The organism is Philodulcilactobacillus myokonensis (genome assembly GCF_027923585.1).
Classification (GTDB): Bacteria; Bacillota; Bacilli; order Lactobacillales; family Lactobacillaceae; genus Philodulcilactobacillus; species Philodulcilactobacillus myokonensis.
Map to the genome: position 1 here is coordinate 541,014 of NZ_BRPL01000002.1, position 23,962 is coordinate 564,975.

Annotated in this window: 17 protein-coding genes, 9 tRNA genes and 1 riboswitch; of the genes, 22 read left to right on the forward strand and 4 right to left on the reverse strand. The window is 35.0% G+C overall.

The features are described from left to right. Positions 1-9: 9 nt before the first annotated feature. Positions 10-468 (forward strand): threonine/serine exporter family protein, encoded by a 459-nt coding sequence (locus tag WR164_RS02805; RefSeq protein ID WP_286136051.1) that lies wholly within the window; start codon positions 10-12, stop codon positions 466-468. 50 nt (positions 469-518) lie between these two features. Here WR164_RS02805 and WR164_RS02810 read toward each other — a convergent pair whose 3' ends face one another. Further along, positions 519-890, reverse strand: a complete 372-nt coding sequence (locus tag WR164_RS02810) for a DUF1634 domain-containing protein (protein WP_286136052.1) — start codon at positions 888-890, stop codon at positions 519-521. Further along, positions 891-1,736 (reverse strand): sulfite exporter TauE/SafE family protein, encoded by an 846-nt coding sequence (locus tag WR164_RS02815; protein ID WP_286136053.1) that lies wholly within the window; start codon positions 1,734-1,736, stop codon positions 891-893. It abuts the gene before it with no gap. A 116-nt stretch (positions 1,737-1,852) separates the two neighbouring features. On the opposite strand from WR164_RS02815, the gene WR164_RS02820 reads away from it, so the two are divergent. After that, on the forward strand, positions 1,853-2,518 hold the full coding sequence (locus WR164_RS02820) for a phosphatase PAP2 family protein (protein WP_286136054.1): 666 nt from the start codon (positions 1,853-1,855) through the stop codon (positions 2,516-2,518). Positions 2,519-2,556: 38 nt separating this feature from the next. Here WR164_RS02820 and WR164_RS02825 read toward each other — a convergent pair whose 3' ends face one another. Beyond that, positions 2,557-3,354, reverse strand: coding sequence for a lp_1002 family arylesterase (locus tag WR164_RS02825; RefSeq protein WP_286136055.1), 798 nt, complete (start codon positions 3,352-3,354; stop codon positions 2,557-2,559). A 68-nt stretch (positions 3,355-3,422) separates the two neighbouring features. On the opposite strand from WR164_RS02825, the gene WR164_RS02830 reads away from it, so the two are divergent. The 17 genes from WR164_RS02830 (at position 3,423) to rpoC (ending at position 19,708) form a co-directional block, all read left to right on the forward strand. Beyond that, positions 3,423-3,956, forward strand: a complete 534-nt coding sequence (locus WR164_RS02830) for a GNAT family N-acetyltransferase (protein WP_286136056.1) — start codon at positions 3,423-3,425, stop codon at positions 3,954-3,956. A 41-nt stretch (positions 3,957-3,997) separates the two neighbouring features. After that, a riboswitch (Lysine riboswitch) is annotated at positions 3,998-4,170 on the forward strand. 97 nt (positions 4,171-4,267) lie between these two features. Beyond that, the gene (locus tag WR164_RS02835) at positions 4,268-5,719 is read left to right on the forward strand and encodes an amino acid permease (protein WP_286136057.1); all 1,452 of its coding nucleotides are present in this window, start codon (positions 4,268-4,270) and stop codon (positions 5,717-5,719) included. 88 nt (positions 5,720-5,807) lie between these two features. Then, positions 5,808-6,443, forward strand: a complete 636-nt coding sequence (locus WR164_RS02840) for a deoxynucleoside kinase (protein ID WP_286136058.1) — start codon at positions 5,808-5,810, stop codon at positions 6,441-6,443. 302 nt (positions 6,444-6,745) lie between these two features. Next, positions 6,746-8,044 (forward strand): serine--tRNA ligase, encoded by a 1,299-nt coding sequence (serS, locus tag WR164_RS02845; protein ID WP_286136059.1) that lies wholly within the window; start codon positions 6,746-6,748, stop codon positions 8,042-8,044. A 148-nt stretch (positions 8,045-8,192) separates the two neighbouring features. Continuing rightward, positions 8,193-8,265 (forward strand) — tRNA-Val (locus WR164_RS02850). An 8-nt stretch (positions 8,266-8,273) separates the two neighbouring features. Next, positions 8,274-8,346, forward strand: a tRNA-Lys gene (locus WR164_RS02855). 30 nt (positions 8,347-8,376) lie between these two features. Continuing rightward, positions 8,377-8,460 (forward strand) — tRNA-Leu (locus WR164_RS02860). A gap of 17 nt (positions 8,461-8,477) precedes the next feature. Next, positions 8,478-8,551: transfer RNA gene (locus WR164_RS02865), tRNA-Thr, on the forward strand. 4 nt (positions 8,552-8,555) lie between these two features. After that, positions 8,556-8,627: transfer RNA gene (locus tag WR164_RS02870), tRNA-Gly, on the forward strand. 23 nt (positions 8,628-8,650) lie between these two features. Next, positions 8,651-8,736: transfer RNA gene (locus tag WR164_RS02875), tRNA-Leu, on the forward strand. 12 nt (positions 8,737-8,748) lie between these two features. Continuing rightward, positions 8,749-8,822, forward strand: a tRNA-Arg gene (locus tag WR164_RS02880). A 14-nt stretch (positions 8,823-8,836) separates the two neighbouring features. Beyond that, positions 8,837-8,910, forward strand: a tRNA-Pro gene (locus WR164_RS02885). Positions 8,911-8,965: 55 nt separating this feature from the next. After that, positions 8,966-9,039 (forward strand) — tRNA-Pro (locus tag WR164_RS02890). A 122-nt stretch (positions 9,040-9,161) separates the two neighbouring features. Continuing rightward, entirely contained in the window at positions 9,162-9,632 is a 471-nt protein-coding gene (locus WR164_RS02895) for a CtsR family transcriptional regulator (RefSeq protein WP_286136060.1), read from the forward strand. 21 nt (positions 9,633-9,653) lie between these two features. After that, positions 9,654-12,167 carry an ATP-dependent Clp protease ATP-binding subunit gene (locus WR164_RS02900; RefSeq protein ID WP_286136061.1) on the forward strand — a complete coding sequence of 838 codons (2,514 nt, stop codon included), beginning with the start codon at positions 9,654-9,656 and terminating at the stop codon, positions 12,165-12,167. 249 nt (positions 12,168-12,416) lie between these two features. Then, positions 12,417-16,046 carry a DNA-directed RNA polymerase subunit beta gene (gene rpoB / locus WR164_RS02905; protein WP_286136062.1) on the forward strand — a complete coding sequence of 1,210 codons (3,630 nt, stop codon included), beginning with the start codon at positions 12,417-12,419 and terminating at the stop codon, positions 16,044-16,046. Between the two features lie 14 nt (positions 16,047-16,060). Continuing rightward, positions 16,061-19,708 (forward strand): DNA-directed RNA polymerase subunit beta', encoded by a 3,648-nt coding sequence (rpoC, locus tag WR164_RS02910; protein WP_286136063.1) that lies wholly within the window; start codon positions 16,061-16,063, stop codon positions 19,706-19,708. A gap of 73 nt (positions 19,709-19,781) precedes the next feature. Here rpoC and WR164_RS02915 read toward each other — a convergent pair whose 3' ends face one another. Next, positions 19,782-20,465, reverse strand: a complete 684-nt coding sequence (locus WR164_RS02915; RefSeq protein ID WP_286136064.1) for a prepilin peptidase — start codon at positions 20,463-20,465, stop codon at positions 19,782-19,784. 204 nt (positions 20,466-20,669) lie between these two features. On the opposite strand from WR164_RS02915, the gene rpsL reads away from it, so the two are divergent. The 3 genes from rpsL to fusA all read left to right on the forward strand — a co-directional run bounded on the left by rpsL (position 20,670) and on the right by fusA (position 23,870). Beyond that, positions 20,670-21,083, forward strand: coding sequence for a 30S ribosomal protein S12 (gene rpsL, locus WR164_RS02920; RefSeq protein WP_286136065.1), 414 nt, complete (start codon positions 20,670-20,672; stop codon positions 21,081-21,083). A 37-nt stretch (positions 21,084-21,120) separates the two neighbouring features. Then, complete coding sequence (gene rpsG, locus WR164_RS02925; protein WP_286136066.1) at positions 21,121-21,591, forward strand: 30S ribosomal protein S7; 471 nt, start codon at positions 21,121-21,123, stop codon at positions 21,589-21,591. A gap of 179 nt (positions 21,592-21,770) precedes the next feature. Beyond that, positions 21,771-23,870, forward strand: a complete 2,100-nt coding sequence (gene fusA, locus WR164_RS02930; protein ID WP_286136067.1) for an elongation factor G — start codon at positions 21,771-21,773, stop codon at positions 23,868-23,870. The last annotated feature ends 92 nt before the right edge of the window (positions 23,871-23,962 follow it).

The following is a 23,962-nucleotide window of genomic DNA, read 5'->3' on the forward strand; positions in this document are numbered from 1 at the left end:
TTTAACCTAATGATGAAATTAATTTTAAATTTAATTTGTGTTTATTTAGGAACCATTGGTTTCGGGATTATTGTGAATGTTCCTAAAAGATCGTTAAATGCTAGTGGAATTGTTGGCTCATTAGCATGGCTAGTTTATTACTTATATTTTATTTCTTTTGGTGGATATGTTGGTGGAAGCTTATTAGGTACTTTTACAATTGGTGTTTTGGGGATGGTCGCTGCCCATAGAGAAAAAATGCCGGTGATTATTTTTAATACTCCAGCGTTAGTTCCATTAGTCCCTGGGGGTCAAGCATACCAAGTTATGCGGAATTTAGCACAGGGAAATAATGAAATGGCTAAATTTTATTTACTTCAAGTTGTTTTTATTGCAGGGGCTATTGCCGCTGGATTCTTAATTGCAGAATTGTTTAATCAATTACTGTATAAATTTATTAAACGAATGGGAAAAATAAAGTCAAATTAAAAGCAGTGAGGATCATAATCCTCACTGCTTTTTTTATAAATTGAATGATTTTATAAAAAGAAACTAAAAATTAAAACAATTAGAACAAATGATGTTATATATACATATAAATAATCGTGTTCTTTGTAAAATGAATAAATCGAAACTACAACTCTTAAAACCGGGGTTAAAATCAAACAAAAAATACCTAACATCATAATTGCATATGGTTTCATTTGTGCAATTCCACTAAAAATTTCACTGAATGAAGTTGGATGATAATTATTAGCATAACCCGATTTTCCAGTAATAATTAATAGTAAGAATCCAATAATCATGATAATTGCTGAAATAATGACACCAATTCTTAAAATTTTACCGATGATTAATTCAATGTCATCCATTTCCTTAGCAACTTTTGGATTTTGTTCTTCTGGTTTCATCTATAATTTCACCCCAAATCCTTGTAAAGCCATATTGATTCCTAAGTATAAGATAATCGGGATAAAGACGATGCGAATCCATTTAGCAGGCAATCTTTGCATAATTCTTGATCCTAAAACAGCACCAACTAAAATCCCAAGTGCTAGTGGAACGGCAATTTGTGGCAAAATTGAACCGTTAAAGAAATAAACCGTTGCACTAGCAGCAGCAGTAACACCCATCATTAAATTACTGGTAGCACTTGATGGTTTTAATGGCATCTTCATGAAAGTATCCATTGCAATCACCTTAAATGCACCGGAACCAATTCCTAATAGTCCACTGGCAAGGCCAGCGCCAAACATAACGGCTAATCCCCCAGGGACATTTTCAACCTGATAATTGACCGTTTTTTTAGATGCTTTATCATAATAAGAACTATTTAATTCTAATTTTTCTGCCATCTTATCGGGATGAACCTTTTGAACGGCTCCCTGATGGTTCCTTAATTTTTTAATCATGTTAAAGCCAGAAAAAATTAATAATAGTCCAAATAAAACATACAAAAATTTAGGATTTAAAATCCCAGTTAATAGTGCTCCCGATACGGCACCAATGGTAGTTGCAATTTCTAAGAACATTGCAACCCGTAAGTTTAATACTTCATCTTTTAAATAGGCAATGGTCGAACCAGAACTCGTTGCGATTACAACGATAATACTAGCTCCAATTGCATACTTAATATTTAAGCCGAATGCAAGGGTTAAAATTGGTGTGACAATTACACCACCGCCAAGTCCTAAGATTGCACCTGCAATTCCAGCAAAAACGCCAATTCCAATCATGATTAACGCAGTCATTAACAAGAATGGAAACCTCCCTTTTTATTTATATTCATATAGTATAACAAAAATAATCAAATTGTATCAGTCACGGTATGTTATAATTAATATTAAATGATTGATTAGGAGGAAATCGGTGAATGCTGATTTATAAAGAGTGGGATTCTAGATTAAGATTCTGGATTGCCTTGATTTTTTCAGTTGCTTTAACAGTTTTTGTAATGTTTAATTCCGGATATTTACAGTTCTTGGATTCAATGTTCACGGCTGACGTACAAAAAAATGAATCTGGATTGAAAGAAGGATTCTATAACCTAATTACGATGATTGCCAATCCGAAGATGGATATTCTTTGGATATTAATTATTGCTTTTATCTTATGGGGTTTTAAATATAAGGTTTACGCGTTGTGGTCGGTATGCACAATCATTGGATCCGATGTATTTGGTGCGATTATTAAAATGATTGTTAGAAGACCAAGACCGCTGCTTCATTTAGCAAAGGATAAAGGATTTAGTTTTCCAAGTATGCACGTTTTTGGGATGATGATTGTCATTTCAGTTATTTGGATTTTAGTTGTTCCATTTATTAAACGGCAGTGGCTACAGTGGGTGGTTAAAATTGCTGGAATCATTATGGTTCTTTTAGTAATGATGTCTAGGATTTATTTAAATGCTCATTTTCCAACCGATACATTAGGTGGAGTTTTACTTGGATATTTATGGCTTCAAATTTGTGAATTTTTATACATTAAATTTGCCCCAAAGATAAATTATTTGTCGGTTTTTAGTCATAATATTATGTAAAAAAGTGGTTTGAATCAATTATTCAAACCACTTTTTAATTAAAATTGTTCAAGCCATTCACAAACAAGCTTAAACCAACTAGCAACGTGCTGGTTATTATGTTCATCATCCTTAGCAGTAATTGAATTAGCGAGTGCTAATCCATGGGGACCATGGTGAAAAATATGAAGTTCATATTGAACCTGACTTTGAAATAATGATTCCGCATATACTAAGCTGTTAATACTTGGAACAAATGGATCGTCAGCAGTTCCCCAAATAAAGGTTGGGGCGTTTTGCTTGTTCACGTGTTGTTCGGCTGCAATTTCTTTTTTGTTATCGACCCATTGCTTGATGGTTGTTTCATTTTTAGGAAAGCCAAGGGTTAGATTGATAACGGGATAACCTAAAATTACGGCAGTGGGTTTTAGATCATTTTCATTGGTATCTGCTGAAATTAATTTTTGAAACCATTTTTGACTATAAAAATCATTGTATAAAGCTGCAACATGTCCGCCAATTGAGAATCCGGCAATTATAATGTGGTTCTTATCAATATGCCATTTGTGAGCGTTTGCTTTGATCGCTTTAATGGTTCTGCTAAGCTCAATTAATGGTGCCGGATAGAGCGGCTGTTTTTCATCTGTGAAGCTATACCGAAGATAAAAACTTTGGTATCCCTTGGATAGGAAATTAATTGCAAAGCTCTCGGCTTGCTGAGGAGGGATGTGCGTAAATGATCCGCCAGGAAGAATGACAATTGCCGGAAATTTATTCCGGTGGGTTTCATGATTGGCATCCCTTAAATATCCCCTAAAAAAAGCATTTTGATTGATATTTTGTTTAATAATTTGCATTTAGATTCCTTCTTCATAATTATTTTAAATTCATTATACTTCATTTTATTTTAAAATCTAAACGGGCGGTGGGAGTTATTTTTTTTAATCAATTAAAAATTAATGATGTTACTCTGAGACATTTAAGACGAAGTGATTTTAAACCCTATTACAGATTAATATCTGATCCTGATATTCAGAAATTAGCTGGGTTGCCAAATATAAATGAATTAAATTTGGCCAAAAAGTTATTTGATGATGCTTTGAAAATGGAATCAACCTATGCAATTTTAGAAAATAATTTTAATAGCTTTATTGGTATTTTTTCGTTTTATGAATGGATCGATAGTGGAATGAACATTCCAAACCCAAATAGCCGTGAATTAGGCTTTGCCCTAACACCTGAAACACAACACCATGGTTATATGACGGAAATTTTGAACGGGGTTTGCGATTTTATGAAACACCATTCAAAAATTAAAAGCTTGTGGTGTGGAATGTTCTTAAATAACGTTGGATGCAGAAAATTGATGGAAAAGGTTCATTTTAATTTTAAATTTCGTTTTAAATCTGACTTACTAGATAAGGAAGAATTATTTTATCAGCGTGTATTAAAAATATAATAGCTGTGATATAATTACAAATAGATTTAATGATTTTTAATATCTAAAGAAGGGGCGCAAAATTCAAAAGTAAGTTTTGTGAATTAAAAAGTAATGTTGATCAGAACTGAAAGGGAATTTTGCCGAAACGAAAGGATGCTTCTTCATCCTTTTTGTTGGGGTCTAGTTAAATAAATTAGACACTGTCGCAGTGATGCGGAGTACTTTTAAGGTGATCTATGATTATATTTTAATTAAAGGTATTGCCGCTTCTATCGATTTAGAAGAGGCTTTTATTTTGCCCTTCTCTAAAAATGTAGGAGGAAATTTTTATGGAGAATAAAGAACAGACACCTGATCATTCATTACGACGTGGCTTGAAACAAAGGTACGTTTCAATGATTGCTCTTGGCGGAAGTATTGGAACTGGATTATTTGTTACCAGTGGAAGTTCGATTAGTCAAGCTGGCCCGGGTGGTGCCATTGTTGCCTACATTATTATGGGCATCATGGTTTACTTCCTAATGACTAGTCTGGGTGAGATGGCAACCAATATGCCAGTAACGGGGTCTTTTGCAACCTATGCTGGTAAATACGTCGATCCGGCATTAGGATTTGCAATGGGCTGGAATTATTGGTTTGATTATGCCATTAACAATGCAGTCGAAATTAGTACGGCTGCCATTATTATGAAATTCTGGTTGCCAGGAGTGCCAGGATGGATTTGGAGCTTAACCGTTTTACTTCTGGTATTTATTTTGAACATCCTAGCAGTTGGTAATTTTGGTGCCGCTGAATTCTGGATTTCAGCAATTAAAGTTGTTACAATTTTAATCTTTCTGGTTGTTGGTGTTTTAGTTATTTTTGGAATTTTAGGTGGTCATGCCACCGGATTAAGTAACTTTACCTATAAGAAAGCACCGTTTGTGGGTGGAATTCCTTCAATTATTGGTGTTTTTGTTGTTGCCGGTTTCTCATTCCAAGGAACTGAAATGATTGGGGTTACTGCTGGTGAATCACAGAATCCGGGTAAGAGTATTCCAAAGGCAATCCATCAAACGTTTTGGCGCATCCTTTTATTCTATATTTTATCAATTGCTGTGATTGCAGCAATTTTGCCATATACCAGCAAGTATTTATTAGGATCAAGTATTACAATTAGTCCGTTTACATTGATTTTTAAACGTGCTGGGCTAGCCTTAGCAGCAAGTGTTATGAACGCTGTAATTTTAACTGCCGTTATTTCTGCTACTAATTCTGGGATGTATTCATCAACCAGAATGTTATATTCAATGGCTAATAATGGTTATGCGCCTAAATTCTTTGGTCGTGTTATTAAAAATGGAATTCCAGTCTATTCTTTAATTGCAACCACTGTAATTGGATTATTGGCATTCTTAACTAGTTTCGTGGGTCCTAAAATTTATATGTGGTTAGTTGATTGTTCCAGTTTAACTGGTTTTATTGCTTGGTGGGGGATTGCTATTTCTCACTACCGGTTTAGAAGGGCATTCGTTAAACAGGGGCATCGCCTTAGTGAATTAAAATATCATGCTGAATTATTTCCACTTGGTCCCATTTTGAGTTTGGTTTTGTGTACGATTGTAATTATTGCCCAAAATCCAAGTGCGTTTACATCATGGAACTGGTATGAAATTGGTATTACCTATATCAGTGTTCCACTAGTCATCATTCTTTATATCGTTTATAAAATTGTTAAACATACTAAATTGATCCCACTTGATAAAGTTGATGTTAAACCAAGTACCAAGGATCATGAATAGTGATTTATAATAATTTGAAAAGGTTCCACAATTGGAGCCTTTTTTGATACAATGAGAGATGATTTAAATTGAGATGGGAAGGTTTTAAATGATCGTATTAGCTGGAACAATTGGTGCTGGAAAAACTTCGTTAACTAGAATATTAGCTGATCATCTTCATACGCCTGCTTACTATGAATCCGTTAAAAAGAATCCGATTCTACCTTTATTTTATCGTGATCCACATAAATATTCTTTTTTACTTCAAATTTATTTTTTAAATCAGCGCTTGGATGAAATTAAACAAGCTCAAAAAAATGATAAAAGTGTTTTGGATCGTTCAATCTATGAAGATTCATTGCTATTTCATCTTAATGCTGATTTAGGCCGTGCCACACAGACAGAAGTTAATACTTATGATTCACTGCTTAAAAATATGATGCAAGAATTACCGGAAGAAAAGTATCATAAGCACCCTGATTTACTAATCCATATTAAGATTTCTTTTAAAACGATGCTTGAAAGAATTAAAATGAGAAATCGACCCTATGAGCAGGTTGATAGTGATCCAAGTTTGTACCAATATTATTTACAACTGAACCAACGGTATGCAAAATGGTATCAAAAATATGATCAATCACCAAAAATGGAAATTGATGGTGATCAGTATGACTTTGTAAAAGATAATGATGCTAAAGAGGATGTCTTAAAACAGATCGATCAAAAATTAGGAATCATTTTTTGATTAAAGATAGTTGTTTATTTGATGCATTTGTAATATAGTTTATGTGTAAACAAAGAAGATATAAATAAAAATTGCGTGTTTTTAAGTAAATCTATAGAGAGGCAGTGGATGGTGAAAACTGCTGATTGAAATTTCCGGCATGCTAATATAGGCAGGTAATGCTGCACGGTTTCATACCCGTTATCATATTATCGAGTGTTCAGTGTTTATCACTGAGAACTTGGGTGGTACCGCGAATCAAAAAGGCTTTCGTCCCAAAGACGATAGCCTTTTTTGTTTTATTTATATAGGAGGTATTTTATATGTTAGATATGAAATTATTTCGTAAACGTCCTGATTTCATCAAAGATAAATTAGGTAAACGTGGGATTCCTGCCAAACAAGTTGATGAACTATTGGATCTTGATAAGGAGCGTCGTGATTTACTGGCTAAGGGTGAATCACTAAAAGCTGAACGTAATACTGTTTCTGGTAAAATTGCTGAAATGAAACGCAACAAGCAAGATGCTTCCGATCCAATTAATCGAATGAAGAAAGTATCCCAAGAAATTAAGTCAATTGATCCAAGGGTTGATCAAATTAAAGCAAAAGAACATGATTTAGCAGCACACTTACCTAATTTACCTGCTGATGGGGTTCCCGTTAATTTAAATCATGATGATGAAGGATCAGTCGAATTAAGAAAAGTTGGTCAAATTCCTCATTTTGATTTCAAACCCAGACATCACTGGGACATTGGTTCTAAATTAGGCATTTTAAATTGGGAACGTGCAAGTAAGGTATCTGGAAGCCGTTTTGTATATGACATTGGTCAGGGTGCATTACTAGAACGTGCAATTTATAATTTCTTCTTGGATCAAAATACAAAACATGGTTATACAGAAGTTTTGCCACCATACATGGTTAATTCAGCCTCTATGTATGGAACTGGTCAATTTCCTAAGTTTTTAGAAAAGAAGGCTGGTTATGAAACTGGTGAAAATAATGAATATACTATGATTCCAACCGCTGAAGTTCCTTTAGTTAACTATTACCGTGGTGAGGAAATTCCAGCAGAAAAATTACCAGTTAAATTTACAGCATTAACACCTGCTTTCCGTTCAGAAGCTGGAAGTGCAGGTCGTGATACCCGTGGCTTAATTAGAATGCATCAATTTAATAAAGTTGAAATGGTTCAATTTACTAAGCCAGAGGATTCATGGGATGCCTTAGAAGAGATTACCCATCAGGGTGAATCACTATTGAAGTTATTAAAGATTCCATACCATGTAATTACGTTATCAACAACCGGGATGAGTTTTACTGCTGCAATGACACATGATATTGAAGTTTGGATGCCAGCACAAAATCGTTATCGAGAAATTTCAAGCTGTTCCAATACAACTGATTTTCAAGCTAGAAGATCCCATATTCAATATCGTGATAAAAATGGGAAATTACGATATGTTCATACTTTAAATGGATCTGGATTAGCTGTTGGTAGAACGATGGCTGCTATTATTGAAAATTACCAAAATGAAGATGGGACTGTTGATATCCCCGAAGTTTTACAACCATACATGCACGGTTTAAAGAAATTAACAAAGCAAGATACTTTTTAAATTAAAATCATAATTGAATGAATAAATCAGGATAACTAATTAGTTATCCTGATTTTTAATTATTTTTTAAAAATATGTTGACAGAATTATTTTATAATGATATTATTAATATCGTTGTCTGATAGGGACGACATGTTATATTATTTATGGAGGATTAGCTCAGCTGGGAGAGCATCTGCCTTACAAGCAGGAGGTCACAGGTTCGAGCCCTGTATCCTCCATTTAAATTGAGCCGTTAGCTCAGTTGGTAGAGCATCTGACTTTTAATCAGAGGGTCGGCGGTTCGAACCCGCCACGGCTCATTGCCAGTTTAAATGGAAAAATAAAATGTTGCGGGCGTGGCGGAACTGGCAGACGCGCTAGATTTAGGTTCTAGTGTCTTTATTGACGTGGGGGTTCGAATCCCTTCGCCCGCATCTATGATTTTTATTTTGCCGACTTAGCTCAGTTGGCTAGAGCGCATCACTAGTAATGATGAGGTCGGAAGTTCGAGTCTTCTAGTCGGCATTATGCGGAAGTAGTTCAGTGGTAGAACATCACCTTGCCATGGTGGGGGTCGCGAGTTCGAATCTCGTCTTCCGCTTTTTTCAATTAAACATTTATTTTGCCGGGGTGGCGGAATTGGCAGACGCACGGGACTTAAAATCCCGCGGTTAGTGATAACCGTATCGGTTCGAGCCCGATCCTCGGCATATTAATTTTTTGCACCCATAGCGCAACTGGATAGAGTGTCTGACTACGAATCAGAAGGTTGTAGGTTCGAGCCCTACTGGGTGCATTTTTATTAAATATCGGGAAGTAGCTCAGCTTGGTAGAGCGCCTGGTTTGGGACCAGGAGGTCGCAGGTTCGAATCCTGTCTTCCCGATTTAATTATATTGTGTTATATTGAAATTACATATTTTATACGTTATCAAATATATCGGGAAATAGCTCAGCTTGGTAGAGCGCTGCGTTCGGGACGCAGAGGTCGCAAGTTCGAATCTTGTTTTCCCGATTTTTTTGTGCATATTTTTAATAATTACCATTAAATTTGAACAAATTCTTTGCTTTTATTTGATATTCTTTTATAATAATAGTCAATATTGGTCAAAGTTGAGATGATTGAGATGAAAATTAATGCATGAAAAAAATATTTCTGATATTATTGAAAAATACTTGAAGCAAATTCTATCAAATGATGAACATATTGAAATTAGACGTTCAGAAATTGCTAATCATTTTCATGTCGTCCCATCCCAAATTAACTATGTTATTAAAACTAGGTTTACAATTCCGAATGGATACTTAGTTGAAAGTAAACGTGGTGGTGGTGGCTACATTAAAATTGCTAAAGTCAAATTACTTGATAATATTGATATATTAGATACACTAATTGAGGCAGTGGGAAATCACATCTCTAATAAAGATGGCAAGACAATTGTTCAGACACTGTTTAATAATCATCTAGTTAACCGTAAAGAAGCTAACATTATTTTGTCCGCAATTGATAAAAGAAGCTTATGTATTATGAATAATAAACAACTTGAAGATCAATGTCGGTCAAGAATATTAATCTCGATTTTGAATCATCTTAGATTTGCAGATTAACATCAGGAAGTGAGGCACGTTATGAATAATTTATTTACTCCAAGCGCAAGAAATGTATTAGTAATCGCACAAAATCAAGCTAAAAAATTTAAGCGCCAAGCTGTTGGCACCGAACATTTACTTTTAGCTTTAGCAATTGAACCGAATGGGATTGCATATCAAACATTAACCCAGTCCTCTTTAAGTGCTGCTGATATTCGTGGCGAGATTGAACATTTTACTGGCTATGGTACATTAGGCTCAGTTGATAATATGACCTATTTGCCTTACTCTCCAAAATTAAAAGAAGTTTTAGCAACTGCTGGAAAATTTTCAAAAGAGTATGGAGCAGTTAAGGTTGGCACCGAACACTTACTACTAGCTCTAGTTAATGATCCTGCAATCTTATCATCCCGAATTGTACTTTCTTTAGGAGTTAATCCAAATAAACTAAAACAAATTCTCTTAAGAAAAATGGGTGTTAGTGAAGCATCTGCTAGAAGAATAAACTACCGTAACCACCGGAATCATAATACTGGTAAGAGTACAACACCAACTTTAGATTCTCTAGCCAGAGACCTCACTCAATCTGCTCGTGATGGAAAATTAGATCCAGTTATTGGTAGGGACAAAGAAGTTAGACGGGTAATCCAAATTTTAAGCCGTCGAACTAAGAATAATCCAGTCTTGATTGGTAACCCTGGTGTTGGTAAAACAGCAATTGCAGAAGGCCTAGCTGAAAAAATCGTTAATGATGAAGTTCCTTCTGACATGGCTGATAAACGTTTAATGATGCTTGATATGGGTTCACTTGTTGCTGGAACAAAATATCGTGGTGAATTTGAAAACCGTCTTAAAAATATCATTAAAGAAATTTACCAAGATGGAAAAGTAATTCTATTTATTGATGAATTGCATACATTAGTTGGTGCTGGTGGTGCTGAAGGCGCAATTGATGCTTCTAATATTTTAAAACCATCACTAGCTCGTGGTGAACTACAATTAATTGGTGCAACTACGTTAGATGAGTATCAAAAACACATTGAATCTGATTCAGCTTTAGAACGCCGTTTTGCAACCGTTCAAGTTGGAGAACCCACCGTTAATCAATCAATTGCAATTCTAGAAGGATTAAAGCCAAAATATGAAGAACATCATCATGTTGAAATAACTGATGAAGCAGTTAAAAAGGCAGTCACATTGTCTAAAAGGTACATTACAGAACGTTTCTTGCCGGATAAAGCCATTGATCTAATGGATGAAGCTGCTTCTAAAGTTAGAATTGATGATATGGATAAACCAACAAAATTATCTAAAGAAAAGAATCGTTTAAATCAATTAGAACATAATAAAGAAGCTGCCATTGATAACCAAAATTTTGAAAAAGCTGCTTTAATTAGAAAAGAAGAACAACAAATTCAACATGTGGTTGATCATTTGAAATCTGTTAAGGATCAAAAAATTCAAGCAATGAAGGCCAGTCATCATTATAATAAGAAAGAAACTGCTGAAGATGTTACCCAGGTAGTTTCTGAGTGGACTGGCATTCCTTTAACTCAATTGAACAAGACTACTTCAGAGCGACTCCTTAATCTTGAAAGTTTGCTTCATAAACACATTATTGGTCAAGATGAAGCTGTTTCTGCAGTTGCAAGGGCAATTCGTCGTGCTCGAAGTGGAATTAAGGATCCTAATCGACCAATTGGATCATTTATGTTCTTAGGGCCTACTGGTGTTGGTAAGACTGAATTAGCTAAGGATCTTGCTCAATCAATGTTTGGCTCTAAGAATGATATGATTAGAATTGATATGGGTGAATACATGGAAAAGTATTCCACTAGTCGTTTAATTGGATCAGCCCCTGGCTATGTTGGATATAGTGAAGGTGGCCAATTAACTGAAAAGGTAAGACAGCATCCATATTCGGTTGTATTGTTTGATGAAGTTGAAAAAGCTAATCCAGATGTTTTCAATGTTTTGCTCCAACTTCTTGATGATGGTTATTTAACTGATTCAAAGGGGCGAAAAGTTGACTTTAGAAATACAGTCATTATCATGACTTCTAATATTGGTGCCACTGCACTTCGTGATAATAAGACCGTTGGCTTTGGTGCTGAAAAACAGGGCGACAATAGCTATGAAAAAATTTCTAATACAATGAAGAGTGAATTGAAACGTCATTTCAAACCAGAATTTATTAATCGAATTGATGATATCGTTGTCTTTAGATCATTGAACCGTGCCCAGTTACGTGAAATTGTTAAATTAATGGCTCAATCATTATTGAAACGGGTTCAAAATAAGGGCATTCATATTAAAATGACACCTGCAGCCGTCGACATTATTGCAAAGGATGGTTATAATCCTGAATATGGTGCTAGACCAATTAGAAGGGCATTACAGAACAAGGTTGAAGATCAATTAAGTGATGTTTTGCTAGCTAATAAAGCAGCAGCAGGTGATACCATTGATGTGGGTGCAAGCCACGGTAAGATTAAATTAAGTGTTAAGAAAAAGCATGGTAAAAAATTAATTACAGTTAGTAATGAAAACTAGAAAAAAGAGGAAATTTTTCCTCTTTTTTATTGTATAATGGTTGACTTACTATCCTTTTAATATTATTATATTAATTGTGTAACTATGAATTGAAATGTTCGTTTGCAATCTATTGTCTGTAAACGTACTTATATTACCAAAAGTAAGATTGTAATGATCTTATTTTTGGCTTTTTTTATCTAAAAGCATCTTTATATATGCGATTGTAATCAAACTGTAACATTTCAATTAATAGAATTTTTAAGAGAGGTGAACAACTTGGCAGGACATTTAGTTAAGTATGGAAAACACCGTATTCGAAGAAGTTATGCTAATATCAAGGAAGTTCTTGATTTACCTAACTTAATTGAAATTCAAACCAACTCATATAAGTGGTTCTTGAATGAGGGTTTACGGGAAACATTTGATGACATTATGCCAATCAAGGATTTTCAGGGTAAGTTATCCTTGGAATTCGTTGATTATAAATTGTTAGAACCTAAATATACGGTTAGTGAAGCTAGAGCTCATGAAGCTAATTACTCTGCTCCACTTCATATCACACTTAGATTAGTAAACCATGAAACTGGTGAAATTAAGACCCAAGATGTCTTCTTTGGTGATTTTCCATTGATGACTAAACAAGGTACCTTCATCATTAATGGTGCTGAGCGTGTTATCGTATCACAGTTAGTTCGTTCTCCTGGTATCTTCTACCATAAGACTCAGGATAAAAATGGAAGAATTAACTATGGAACGACTGTAATTCCTAATCGTGGAGCTTGGATGGAATTCTTGACTGATGCTAAGAATTTGTCATACGTTCGAATTGATCGAACTAGAAAGCTTCCAATTACAGAATTAATTCGTGCTTTAGGTTTCGGATCTGATAAAGAAATTACTGACATTTTTGGCAGCAATGATAGTTTATCATTGACTTTAGAAAAAGATGTTCATAAGAATAGTGATGATTCAAGAGTTGAAGAATCATTAAAGGATATTTATGAAAGATTACGTCCGGGTGAACCTAAGACAGCTGACTCAGCACGTAACTTACTAACATCTAGATTCTTTGATCCTAAGCGTTATAACACAGCTCCTGTAGGTCGTTATAAGATCAACCAGAAGTTAGATATGGCTACTCGTTTACAAGGAATGACCCTAGCTGAAACATTAGCTGATCCAGATACTGGAGAAATTATTGCTAAAAAGGGCACTGTTCTTGATAAACATGTTATGCAGACTTTGAAGCCTTACTTGAAAAAGAAAGACTTCAAAGCATATACATTTAACCCATCTGAACAGGCAGTCGTAACTAAACCTGCTACCGTTCAAATTATTAAAGTTCAAAAGCCATCCGATCCAACTCAAGAAGTTAGAATTATTGGTAATGACAATATTCCATTGAGTTACCATCACTTATCCACTGCTGATTTATTAGCAGGAATCAACTACTTCTTTAACTTACAACAGGGAATTGGTGAACGTGACGATATTGATCATTTAGGTAATCGTCGTGTTCGTTCAGTTGGTGAATTATTACAAAATCAATTTAGAATTGGCTTAGCACGAATGGAAAGAGTCGTTCGTGAAAGAATGTCAATTCAAGATACTGCTACTGTTACTCCTCAACAGTTAATTAACATTAGACCAGTAGTTGCATCTGTTAAAGAATTCTTTGGTTCATCTCAATTGTCTCAATTTATGGATCAAACTAATCCATTAGGTGAATTAACTCATAAACGTCGTCTTTCAGCATTAGGACCTGGTGGTTTAACTAGGGATCGTGCCGGATATGAAGTTCGTGATGTTCATTACACCCACTATGGTCGAATTTGTCCAATTGAAACCCCTGAAGGACCTAATATTGGTTTAATTAATAGTCTATCTAGTTACGCTAAAGTTAATAAGTATGGATTTATCGAAACACCATACCGTCGTGTTGACTGGAAGACCCACAAGGTAACTGATAAAATTGATTACTTATCTGCTGATAAAGAAGATCATTTTGTTGTTGCCCAAGCTAATACGCCATTAAATGATGATGGTTCATTTAAAAATGATACCGCCATGGTTAGACACCGTTCTAAGAACGAAGTTATTTCGATTAAAGATATTGATTACATGGATGTATCACCAAAACAAGTTGTTTCCGTTGCGAGTGCATGTATTCCGTTCTTAGAAAATGATGATTCGAACCGTGCTTTAATGGGTGCCAATATGCAACGTCAGGCTGTTCCATTAATTAATCCACATTCACCATTAGTAAGTACTGGGATGGATTATCGTGCTGCTCATGATTCAGGCGCTGCAATGATTTGCAGACATTCTGGAAAAGTTGAATATGTTGATGCCAGAGAAGTTCGTGTTCGTCGTGATAATGGTACCTTGGATGATTATCATTTAATTAAATTTATGCGTTCTAATAATGGGATGAACTATAATCAACGCCCAATCGTAAAAGTTGGCGAAAAAGTTGATGAAAATGACATTTTAGCTGATGGTCCTTCAATGGAAAAAGGTGAAATGGCATTAGGTCAAAACCCATTGATTGCATTTATGACATGGCAAGGTTATAACTTTGAAGATGCCATTGCAATTAGTGATCGTTTAGATAAAGATGATCTTTATACATCAATTCAACTTGACTCTTATGAATCTGAAGCTCGTGATACCAAATTAGGACCTGAAGAAATGACACGTGAAATTCCTAATGTTGGTGAAGATGCATTGAAGAATTTAGATGACAATGGTGTTGTTCGTGTTGGTGCTGAAGTTCATGATGGTGACATTTTAGTTGGTAAGGTTACTCCAAAGGGTGTAACAGAATTATCAGCTGAAGAAAGATTACTTCATGCTATTTTTGGTGAAAAAACACGTGAAGTTAGAGATACATCATTGAAAGTACCGCATGGTGCTGGTGGAATTGTTCAGGATGTTAAAGTCTTTACCCGTGCTAATGGGGATGAATTATCACCCGGTGTTAACCAAATGGTTAGAGTCTTCATTGCCCAAAAACGTAAGATTCAAGTTGGAGATAAGATGTCCGGTCGACATGGAAATAAGGGTACCGTTTCAGTAGTTATTCCTGAAGCTGATATGCCTTACTTACCTGATGGTACTCCAATTGATATTATGTTGAGTCCAATGGGTGTTCCATCACGTATGAATATCGGTCAAATCTTAGAATTGCATCTTGGAATGGCCGCTAGAAAATTAGGAATTCATGTTACAACTCCAGTTTTCGATGGTGCTACCGATAAAGATATTGCGGATACTGCTAAAGAAGCTGGGATGGCATCTGATTATAAGACTGTTTTATATGATGGCCGTACAGGTGAACCATTTGATAAACGAATTGCTGTTGGTGTAATGCACTTCTTGAAACTTGATCACATGGTTGATGATAAGATTCATGCAAGAGCAATTGGACCTTACTCATTAGTTACTCAACAACCATTAGGTGGTAAAGCACAATTTGGTGGTCAAAGATTTGGTGAAATGGAAGTTTGGGCATTAGAAGCATATGGTGCTGCTTACACTTTGCAAGAAATCTTGACTTACAAATCTGATGATGTTGTCGGTCGTGTTAAGACATACGAAGCAATCGTTAAGGGTGAACCAATTCCACATCCTGGTGTTCCAGAATCATTCCGTGTTCTTGTTAAGGAACTTCAAGCACTTGGTCTTAATATGAGAGTTCTAGATAAGAGTGGACAAGAAGTCCAATTAAGTGATAATGAAGAAGATAGTCAAGGCGTTTTAAATGTTGATGCTTTAAGTAAATTTGCTGAAAAACAAGAACAGAATAAACAAGAATCTAAACAGCAAAAGGATAATCAAAACAATCAACAAACCGCCGATGAACAAAATTCTGATAAAACAAATAAGAATAAATAAGGAGGCCCACTCAATTGGTCGATGTCAATAAATTCGATAGTATGCAAATTGGCTTAGCCTCTCCTGATAAGATTCGTAGTTGGTCTTATGGTCAAGTTAAGAAGCCAGAAACCATTAATTACCGAACATTAAAACCCGAAAAAGATGGTTTATTTGACGAACGTATTTTCGGTCCTACTAAGGATTGGGAATGTGCCTGTGGAAAATACAAGCGAATTCGATACCGCGGAATCGTTTGTGATCGTTGTGGTGTTGAAGTTACACGTTCTAACGTTCGTCGTGAACGAATGGGAGTAATTGAGTTAGCCGCTCCAGTTACCCATATTTGGTACTTTAAAGGCATTCCTAGCCGAATGGGATTAGTATTAAATATGAGTCCAAGGGCTTTAGAAGAAATTATTTACTTTGCATCATACGTTGTTGTTGATGCTGGAGATACTTCTTTAGAGTATAAACAATTACTTTCTGAACACGATTATAGAGAAAATAAAGAACAGTATGGTAATCGTTTTAAGGCACAAATTGGTGCTGAAGCCGTTAGGACTTTATTAGAACAAGTTGATTTAGACAAAGAAATCAGCGAGTTAAAATCTGATTTAACAAGTTCAAGTGGCCAAAAGCGAACCAGAGCTGTTCGTCGTTTAGATATTTTGGAAGCATTTAAGAAATCTGGAAATGAATTATCATGGATGGTCATGGATGTCATTCCAGTTATTCCACCTGATTTAAGACCAATGGTTCAATTAGATGGTGGGAGATTTGCTACTTCTGATTTAAATGATTTATACCGTCGTGTTATTAACAGAAACAATCGTTTGAAGCGGTTGTTGGCATTACGTGCTCCTGGTATCATCGTTCAAAATGAAAAACGAATGTTGCAAGAAGCAGTCGATGCTTTGATTGATAATGGCCGTCGTGGTCGTCCAGTTGCCGGTCCTGGTAATCGTCCTTTGAAATCTCTTTCACATATGTTAAAGGGTAAACAAGGAAGATTTAGACAAAACTTACTAGGAAAACGTGTTGATTATTCTGGACGTTCTGTTATTGATGTTGGACCTCATTTGAAATTTAATCAGATGGGATTGCCAGTTCCAATGGCTTTGGAATTATTTAAACCATTCTTAATGAGAGAATTAGTAAAACGTGGAATTGCATCTAACATTAAAAACGCCAAGCGTGAAATTGAACGTCAAGATGATGCTGTTTTTGGCCCATTAGAAGATGTAATTAAAGGGCATCCAATCTTAATTAACCGTGCACCTACTTTACATCGTTTAAGTATTCAAGCATTCGAACCTAAATTGGTTAGTGGTAAATCAATTCGATTCCATCCATTAGCATGTACTGCTTACAATGCCGATTTTGATGGTGATCAAGTTGCTATTCATTTACCATTATCCCCTGAAGCTCAAGCTGAAGCTCGTGTTTTAATGCTTGCTGCTGGTCATATTCTTGCACCTCGTGATGGTAGTCCAATTGTTACTCCTTCTCAAGATATGGTTATTGGTAACTATTACTTGAGTTTAGAAGAAAAGGGCCATGAAGGTGAAGGAATGATCTTCAATGATATTAATGAAGCCTTCTTATCTTATCAAAATGGCTTGACTCAATTCCATACTAGAATTGGAATTAAGGCTGCATCAATGCCTGAAAAACCATTCACTGCTCAACAAAAGAAAGAAATCCTTGTTACTACCATTGGTAAACTTATGATTAATAATATTTTGCCAAAGGATTTCCCATATTTGAACGAACCAACTGAAACTAATTTAAATGGCAAATTAAGTGATAAGTATTTCTTGAAGCCTGGTGAAGATATTCATGAACACTTGAAGAATGCTAAATTAGTTAAACCATTTAAGAAGGGTGATTTAGGTAACATTATTGCCGCCGTTTATGATCACTACAGTATTTCAGAAACATCTCATCTTTTAGATCGAATTAAGGACTTAGGATACAATATTTCTACCAAATCTGGTTTAACTGTTGGGATTACTGATGTTACTGATTTGAAAGAAAAGCCTAAGATTTTAGAAGCTTCTCACCATAAAGTTGATGTTGTTACTAAACAATTTAGGCATGGTTTGATTACTGATAATGAACGTTACCAACGTGTTGTTGGAATTTGGACCGATGCTAAGGATCAAATTCAAAATGCTTTAATGAATAACTTTGATCCAGAAAATTCAATTTTCATGATGAGTAATTCTGGTGCCCGTGGTAATATTTCTAACTTTACTCAATTAGCTGGTATGCGTGGTTTAATGGCTGAACCTAATGGTCGTGTTATGGAACTACCAATTACCTCTAACTTTAGAGAAGGCTTATCAGTCTTAGAAATGTTCATTTCAACCCATGGTGCCAGAAAAGGTATGACTGATACCGCATTGAAGACTGCTAACTCTGGTTACTTAACCCGTCGTTTAGTTGATGTTGCTCAAGATGTTGTTATTAGAGAACATGATTGTGGAACTGATCGTGGCCTTAAAGTTCATGCTTTAACCGAAGGTGGCCAAATGATCGAACCGTTGTATGATCGTATTCTTGGTCGTAATGCAATGAAGACGGTTAAAGATCCTAAGACTGGTAAAGTCATTGTTAAGCACAATCAAATGATTGATGAAGCAAAGGCAAAAGAAATTACCGATGCGGGGATTAAAGAAGTTGAAATTCGTTCAGCATTTACTTGTAATACTTCCCATGGTATTTGTGCTATGTGTTATGGGCGAAACTTAACAACTGGCCATCAAGTTGAAATTGGTGAAGCTGTTGGTACCGTTGCTGCCCAAGCAATTGGTGAACCTGGTACTCAATTAACCATGCGAAACTTCCATACCGGTGGTGTTGCTGGTAATAACGATATTACCCAAGGACTTCCTCGTGTACAAGAAATTGTTGAAGCAAGACACCCTAAAGGACGTGCAACCATTACCCAAGTTAGTGGTACCGTTCAATTAATTGAAGAAAATCCTGCTGAACAAACTAAGGAAGTTACAATTAAGGGTCAATCGGATACTAGAAAGTATTCAGTTCCAATTAATTCTAGAATGAAAGTATCAGAAGGTGATTATATTCACCGTGGTGCTCCATTAGACGTTGGTTCAATTGATCCTAAGGAATTAATTCAAGTTCGTGATTCATTATCAACTGAAGTTTACATGCTTTCTGAAATTCAAAAAGTTTACCGAATGCAAGGTGTTGATCTAAATGATAAACATGCTGAAATTATGGTAAGACAAATGCTTCAGAAGGTAAGAATCATGGATCCTGGTGATACTAGCTTACTTCCTGGTACGCTAATGGATATTGATAAATTTAGAGAACGAAATGCTAAAACTGTTATTAGTGGTAAGATTCCTGCAACTGCACGTCCAGTTCTATTAGGAATTACTAAGGCTGCATTAGAAACTAATAGTTTCTTATCTGCTGCATCATTCCAAGAAACTACCCGTGTATTAACTGATGCTGCTATTCGTGGTAAGAATGATCCATTAATTGGTTTGAAAGAAAATGTCATCATTGGTAAATTAATTCCAGCCGGAACTGGTTTACGTCACTATCGAGACATTCGTCCAAAACAAATGAGTCATACTAGCGATAATGGTGTTTATTCAATTAGTCAATTGGAAAAACAAATGCATCCCGTTGATTCTAAAAAATAAAATTTGATTGAAATCAAATTATAAAAAGAAAGATAGTTGTCATTTTGTAAATGATGGCTATCTTTTTTGTAATTTAAATTTTCACGAATGTATTGGTAATAATAAATGCAGCAAATAAAAATGGAGCGTATGGGATTGGTCTTTTTTTATCATACTTACTGGCTATTTGAAAAATAATTACTAAGCATGAAGAAATAAAAAGTGAAATAATACTCATATTGAGATTAGTTTTTAATAATATGATCCATATAATATCAATATCTCCATTTCCAATCCAACTATATCGTTGATTAATGCCAGATATAATGGTATAACTCAATAGAACTAATGAAAACTTTATTAAATTAAAATCAAAATTAATTAATTGCTGAATGACTACAATGATTAACAATAGATGAATTAATTTAGTCGGAATAATCATTTTTTGAACATCAAATAATGAAATTAATAGTAAAATCCATTCAAAAAGAATTGTAAAGATGGAATTAACATTTAGGCTAAATTGTAAACAGATGCATCCCATTATTATTTCCGAAATTAAATTTAAATAACCAATTGGCTGTTTACAATCGTGGCATTTACCCTTTAAAATAATAAAACTAATAATTGGAATCATTTCTAATGGGGTGAGTCTTCGATTGCAATTATCACAATGAGAGCGAGGGCTAATAATTGATTCATTCCTCAACGTCCTAATGCTTACTAATGATGAAAACGATCCAATAATTGTCCCAATAATAAATTTAATAATGATCATGCTCATCTCCTTATTATTATTTCCGAAAATTTGATAAAAAAATTTCAAAAGAAGTTGACATGTTCTTGATATTGGAGTTAGAATTAAAAGGTACTTTAAGTGTTCATTAACTATACACAAAAATAATTTTCCACAGGGTTGTTTCGTTTTAAAAAGAACCGCCTGGATGTGTGGACTAAAATTTAAGGAAGGAGGAATTTTTAGATGCCTACTATTAATCAATTAGTACGTAAAGGTCGTAAATCTAGAAGTTCTAAGTCAAAGTCCCCAGCTTTAAATCATGGGTACAATAGTTATAAGAAAATTCAAACAGATTATCCTGCACCACAAAAGCGTGGAGTTGCTACCCGTGTTGGTACCATGACTCCTAAGAAGCCTAACTCTGCATTACGTAAGTATGCTCGTGTAAGATTATCAAACTTAATCGAAGTTACTGCATATATTCCCGGAATTGGACATAACCTCCAAGAACATAGTGTTGTTTTAATTCGTGGTGGTCGTGTTAAGGATTTACCTGGAGTTAGATATCATATTATCCGTGGTGCTTTAGATACTGCAGGTGTAGATGACCGTAAACAAGGTCGTTCTAAATACGGTACTAAAAAGCCTAAGAAATAAATATTAAAATCGATTTTAAATCAAGGAGGATATTCTAATGCCAAGAAAAGGAAATGTACAACCGCGTGAGGTACTTCCTGATCCAATTTATAATTCAAAGCTAGTAACCCGTTTAATTAACCATTTAATGTTAGATGGTAAGAGGGGAACTGCTTCTAAGATCTTATACGGTGCATTCAATATGATTAAAAAAGAAACTGGTAATGATCCAGTTGAAGTATTTAGAGAAGCAATGAAGAACGTTATGCCAGTTCTAGAAGTTCGTGCTCGTCGTGTTGGTGGTGCTAACTACCAAGTTCCAATCGAAGTTAGACCTGACCGTCGTTCTACTTTAGGTCTCAGATGGATTGTTAGCTATTCACGTTTACGTGGTGAACATACTATGACTGAACGTTTAGCACATGAAATCATGGATGCTTCTAACAATACTGGTGCTTCTGTTAAGAAGCGTGAAGATACACATAGAATGGCTGAAGCCAACCGTGCATTTGCTCACTACCGCTGGTAAAATTTAGTGGTTTTAATTTAAATTGTAATTTTCAATTGATTAATGTATTCTTAATTAAGAATTTGCATTTTAAATTATTCACTATTTACTTAGATAATATTAAAGTGGCTAATTTAATTAGTAATTAGCCACTTTTTTGAAGAAAGTTTTGGATAACTTGAGAGGAGAAAATTTTTAACATGGCTAATACCCGAGAATTCCCACTTTCAAAAACTCGTAACATTGGAATTACCGCACATATTGATGCTGGTAAAACTACTGCTACTGAACGTATTTTGTATTATACTGGTAGAATTCATAAGATTGGTGAAACTCATGATGGAGCTTCACAAATGGATTGGATGTCAGAAGAAAAAGAACGTGGAATTACCATTACTTCTGCAGCCACCACTGCTCAATGGAAAGACCACAGAATTAACATTATTGATACCCCAGGACACGTTGATTTCACTGCTGAAGTTGAACGTTCATTACGTGTTTTAGATGGTTCCATTACCATCTTAGATGGTGCTGCTGGTGTTGAACCTCAAACTGAAACGGTTTGGCGTCAAGCATCAGATTATAATGTTCCTAGAATCGTTTTTGTTAATAAGATGGATAAACTTGGTGCTGATTTCGATATGTCAGTTAAATCATTACATGAACGTTTGGGTGCAAATGCTCATGCAATTCAAATGCCAATTGGAGCTGAAGATAACTTCAAAGGTGTTATTGATTTAATCGAAATGAAAGCATACGTTTATGATGACGATAAATTAGGTGCTAAATGGGATACTGTTGATATTCCTGATGATTATAAGGAAGAAGCCCAAAAGCGTCATGATGCATTAATTGAATCTGTTGCCGATGTTGATGATGACATTATGGCTAAGTTACTTAATGGAGAAGACATCAGCAAGGCTGAAATCAAAGCTGCAATTAGAAAAGCTACTTTAAATCTTACTTACTTCCCAGTATTAGCAGGTTCTGCATTTAAGAATAAGGGTATTCAAATGCTAATGGATGCTGTTTTAGATTACTTACCATCACCATTAGATGTTAGACCTTATAGTGCAATCGATCCTAAGACTGGTGACAATGTTGAATTAAAGGCTAATGATAAGAAGCCATTTGCTGCTTTAGCATTTAAAGTTGCAACTGATCCTTATGTTGGTCGTCTAACTTACATCCGTGTCTACCAAGGTAGTTTACCATCAGGTTCTTACATTTTGAATGCTACTAAGGATAAACGTGAACGTGTTGGTCGTCTATTACAGATGCATTCTAATCATCGTAAAGAAATTCCTGAAGTATTTGCGGGTGATATTGCAGCAGCAATTGGTTTAAAGAATACCACAACTGGTGATTCATTAACTTCAGAAGATCATCCATTACACTTAGAATCTATGAACTTCCCTGACCCAGTTATTAGTGTTTCCGTTGAACCTAAGACTAAAGCTGATCAAGATAAAATGGATAATGCTTTACAAAAATTATCTGAAGAAGATCCTACTTTCCAAGCCAAAACTAATTCAGAAACTGGTGAAACCATTATTTCTGGAATGGGTGAACTTCATTTGAACATTATTGTTGAACGTATGAAGCGTGAATTCCATGTTGAAGCTAAAATTGGTAAACCAGAAGTTGCTTACCGTGAAGCATTTACTAAATCAACTAAGGTTCAAGGTAAATTCATCAGACAGTCTGGTGGTAAAGGTCAATATGGTGATGTTTGGATTGAATTTTCACCAAATGAAAAAGGTAAGGGATTTGAATTCGAAAATAACATCGTTGGTGGTGTTGTTCCTCGTGAATTTATTCCTGCCGTTGAAAATGGATTAAAAGAATCAATGAGCAATGGTGTTCTTGCCGGATATCCATTAGTTGATGTAAAAGCTAACTTATATGATGGTAGTTATCATCCAGTTGATTCTAGTGAAGCTGCATTTAAAGTTGCTGCTTCAATCGCATTGCGTAATGCTGCTAAAACTGCTGGTCCAGTAATTTTAGAACCAATTATGAAAGTTGATATTGTTATTCCGGAAGAATACATGGGGGATGTAATGGGAGAAATTACTTCTCGTCGTGGTCGTATTGATGGAATGGAAAATAGAAACAAGGCCCAAGTTCTTCATGCCTATGTTCCATTATCTGAAATGTTTGGATATGCAACTACATTACGTTCATCATCACAAGGACGTGGTACATTCTCAATGACATTTGATCATTATGCACCGGTTCCAAAGTCAATTCAGGCAGATATTATTAAGAAAAATGGTGGCAAAACTGAAAAAAACTAATTTAATAAACTAGTTATTTGTCATTATTAAAAGTGTTAAATCAAATTGATGATTTAACACTTTTTTTGTTTTTTTAAATTCATCGTCTCAAA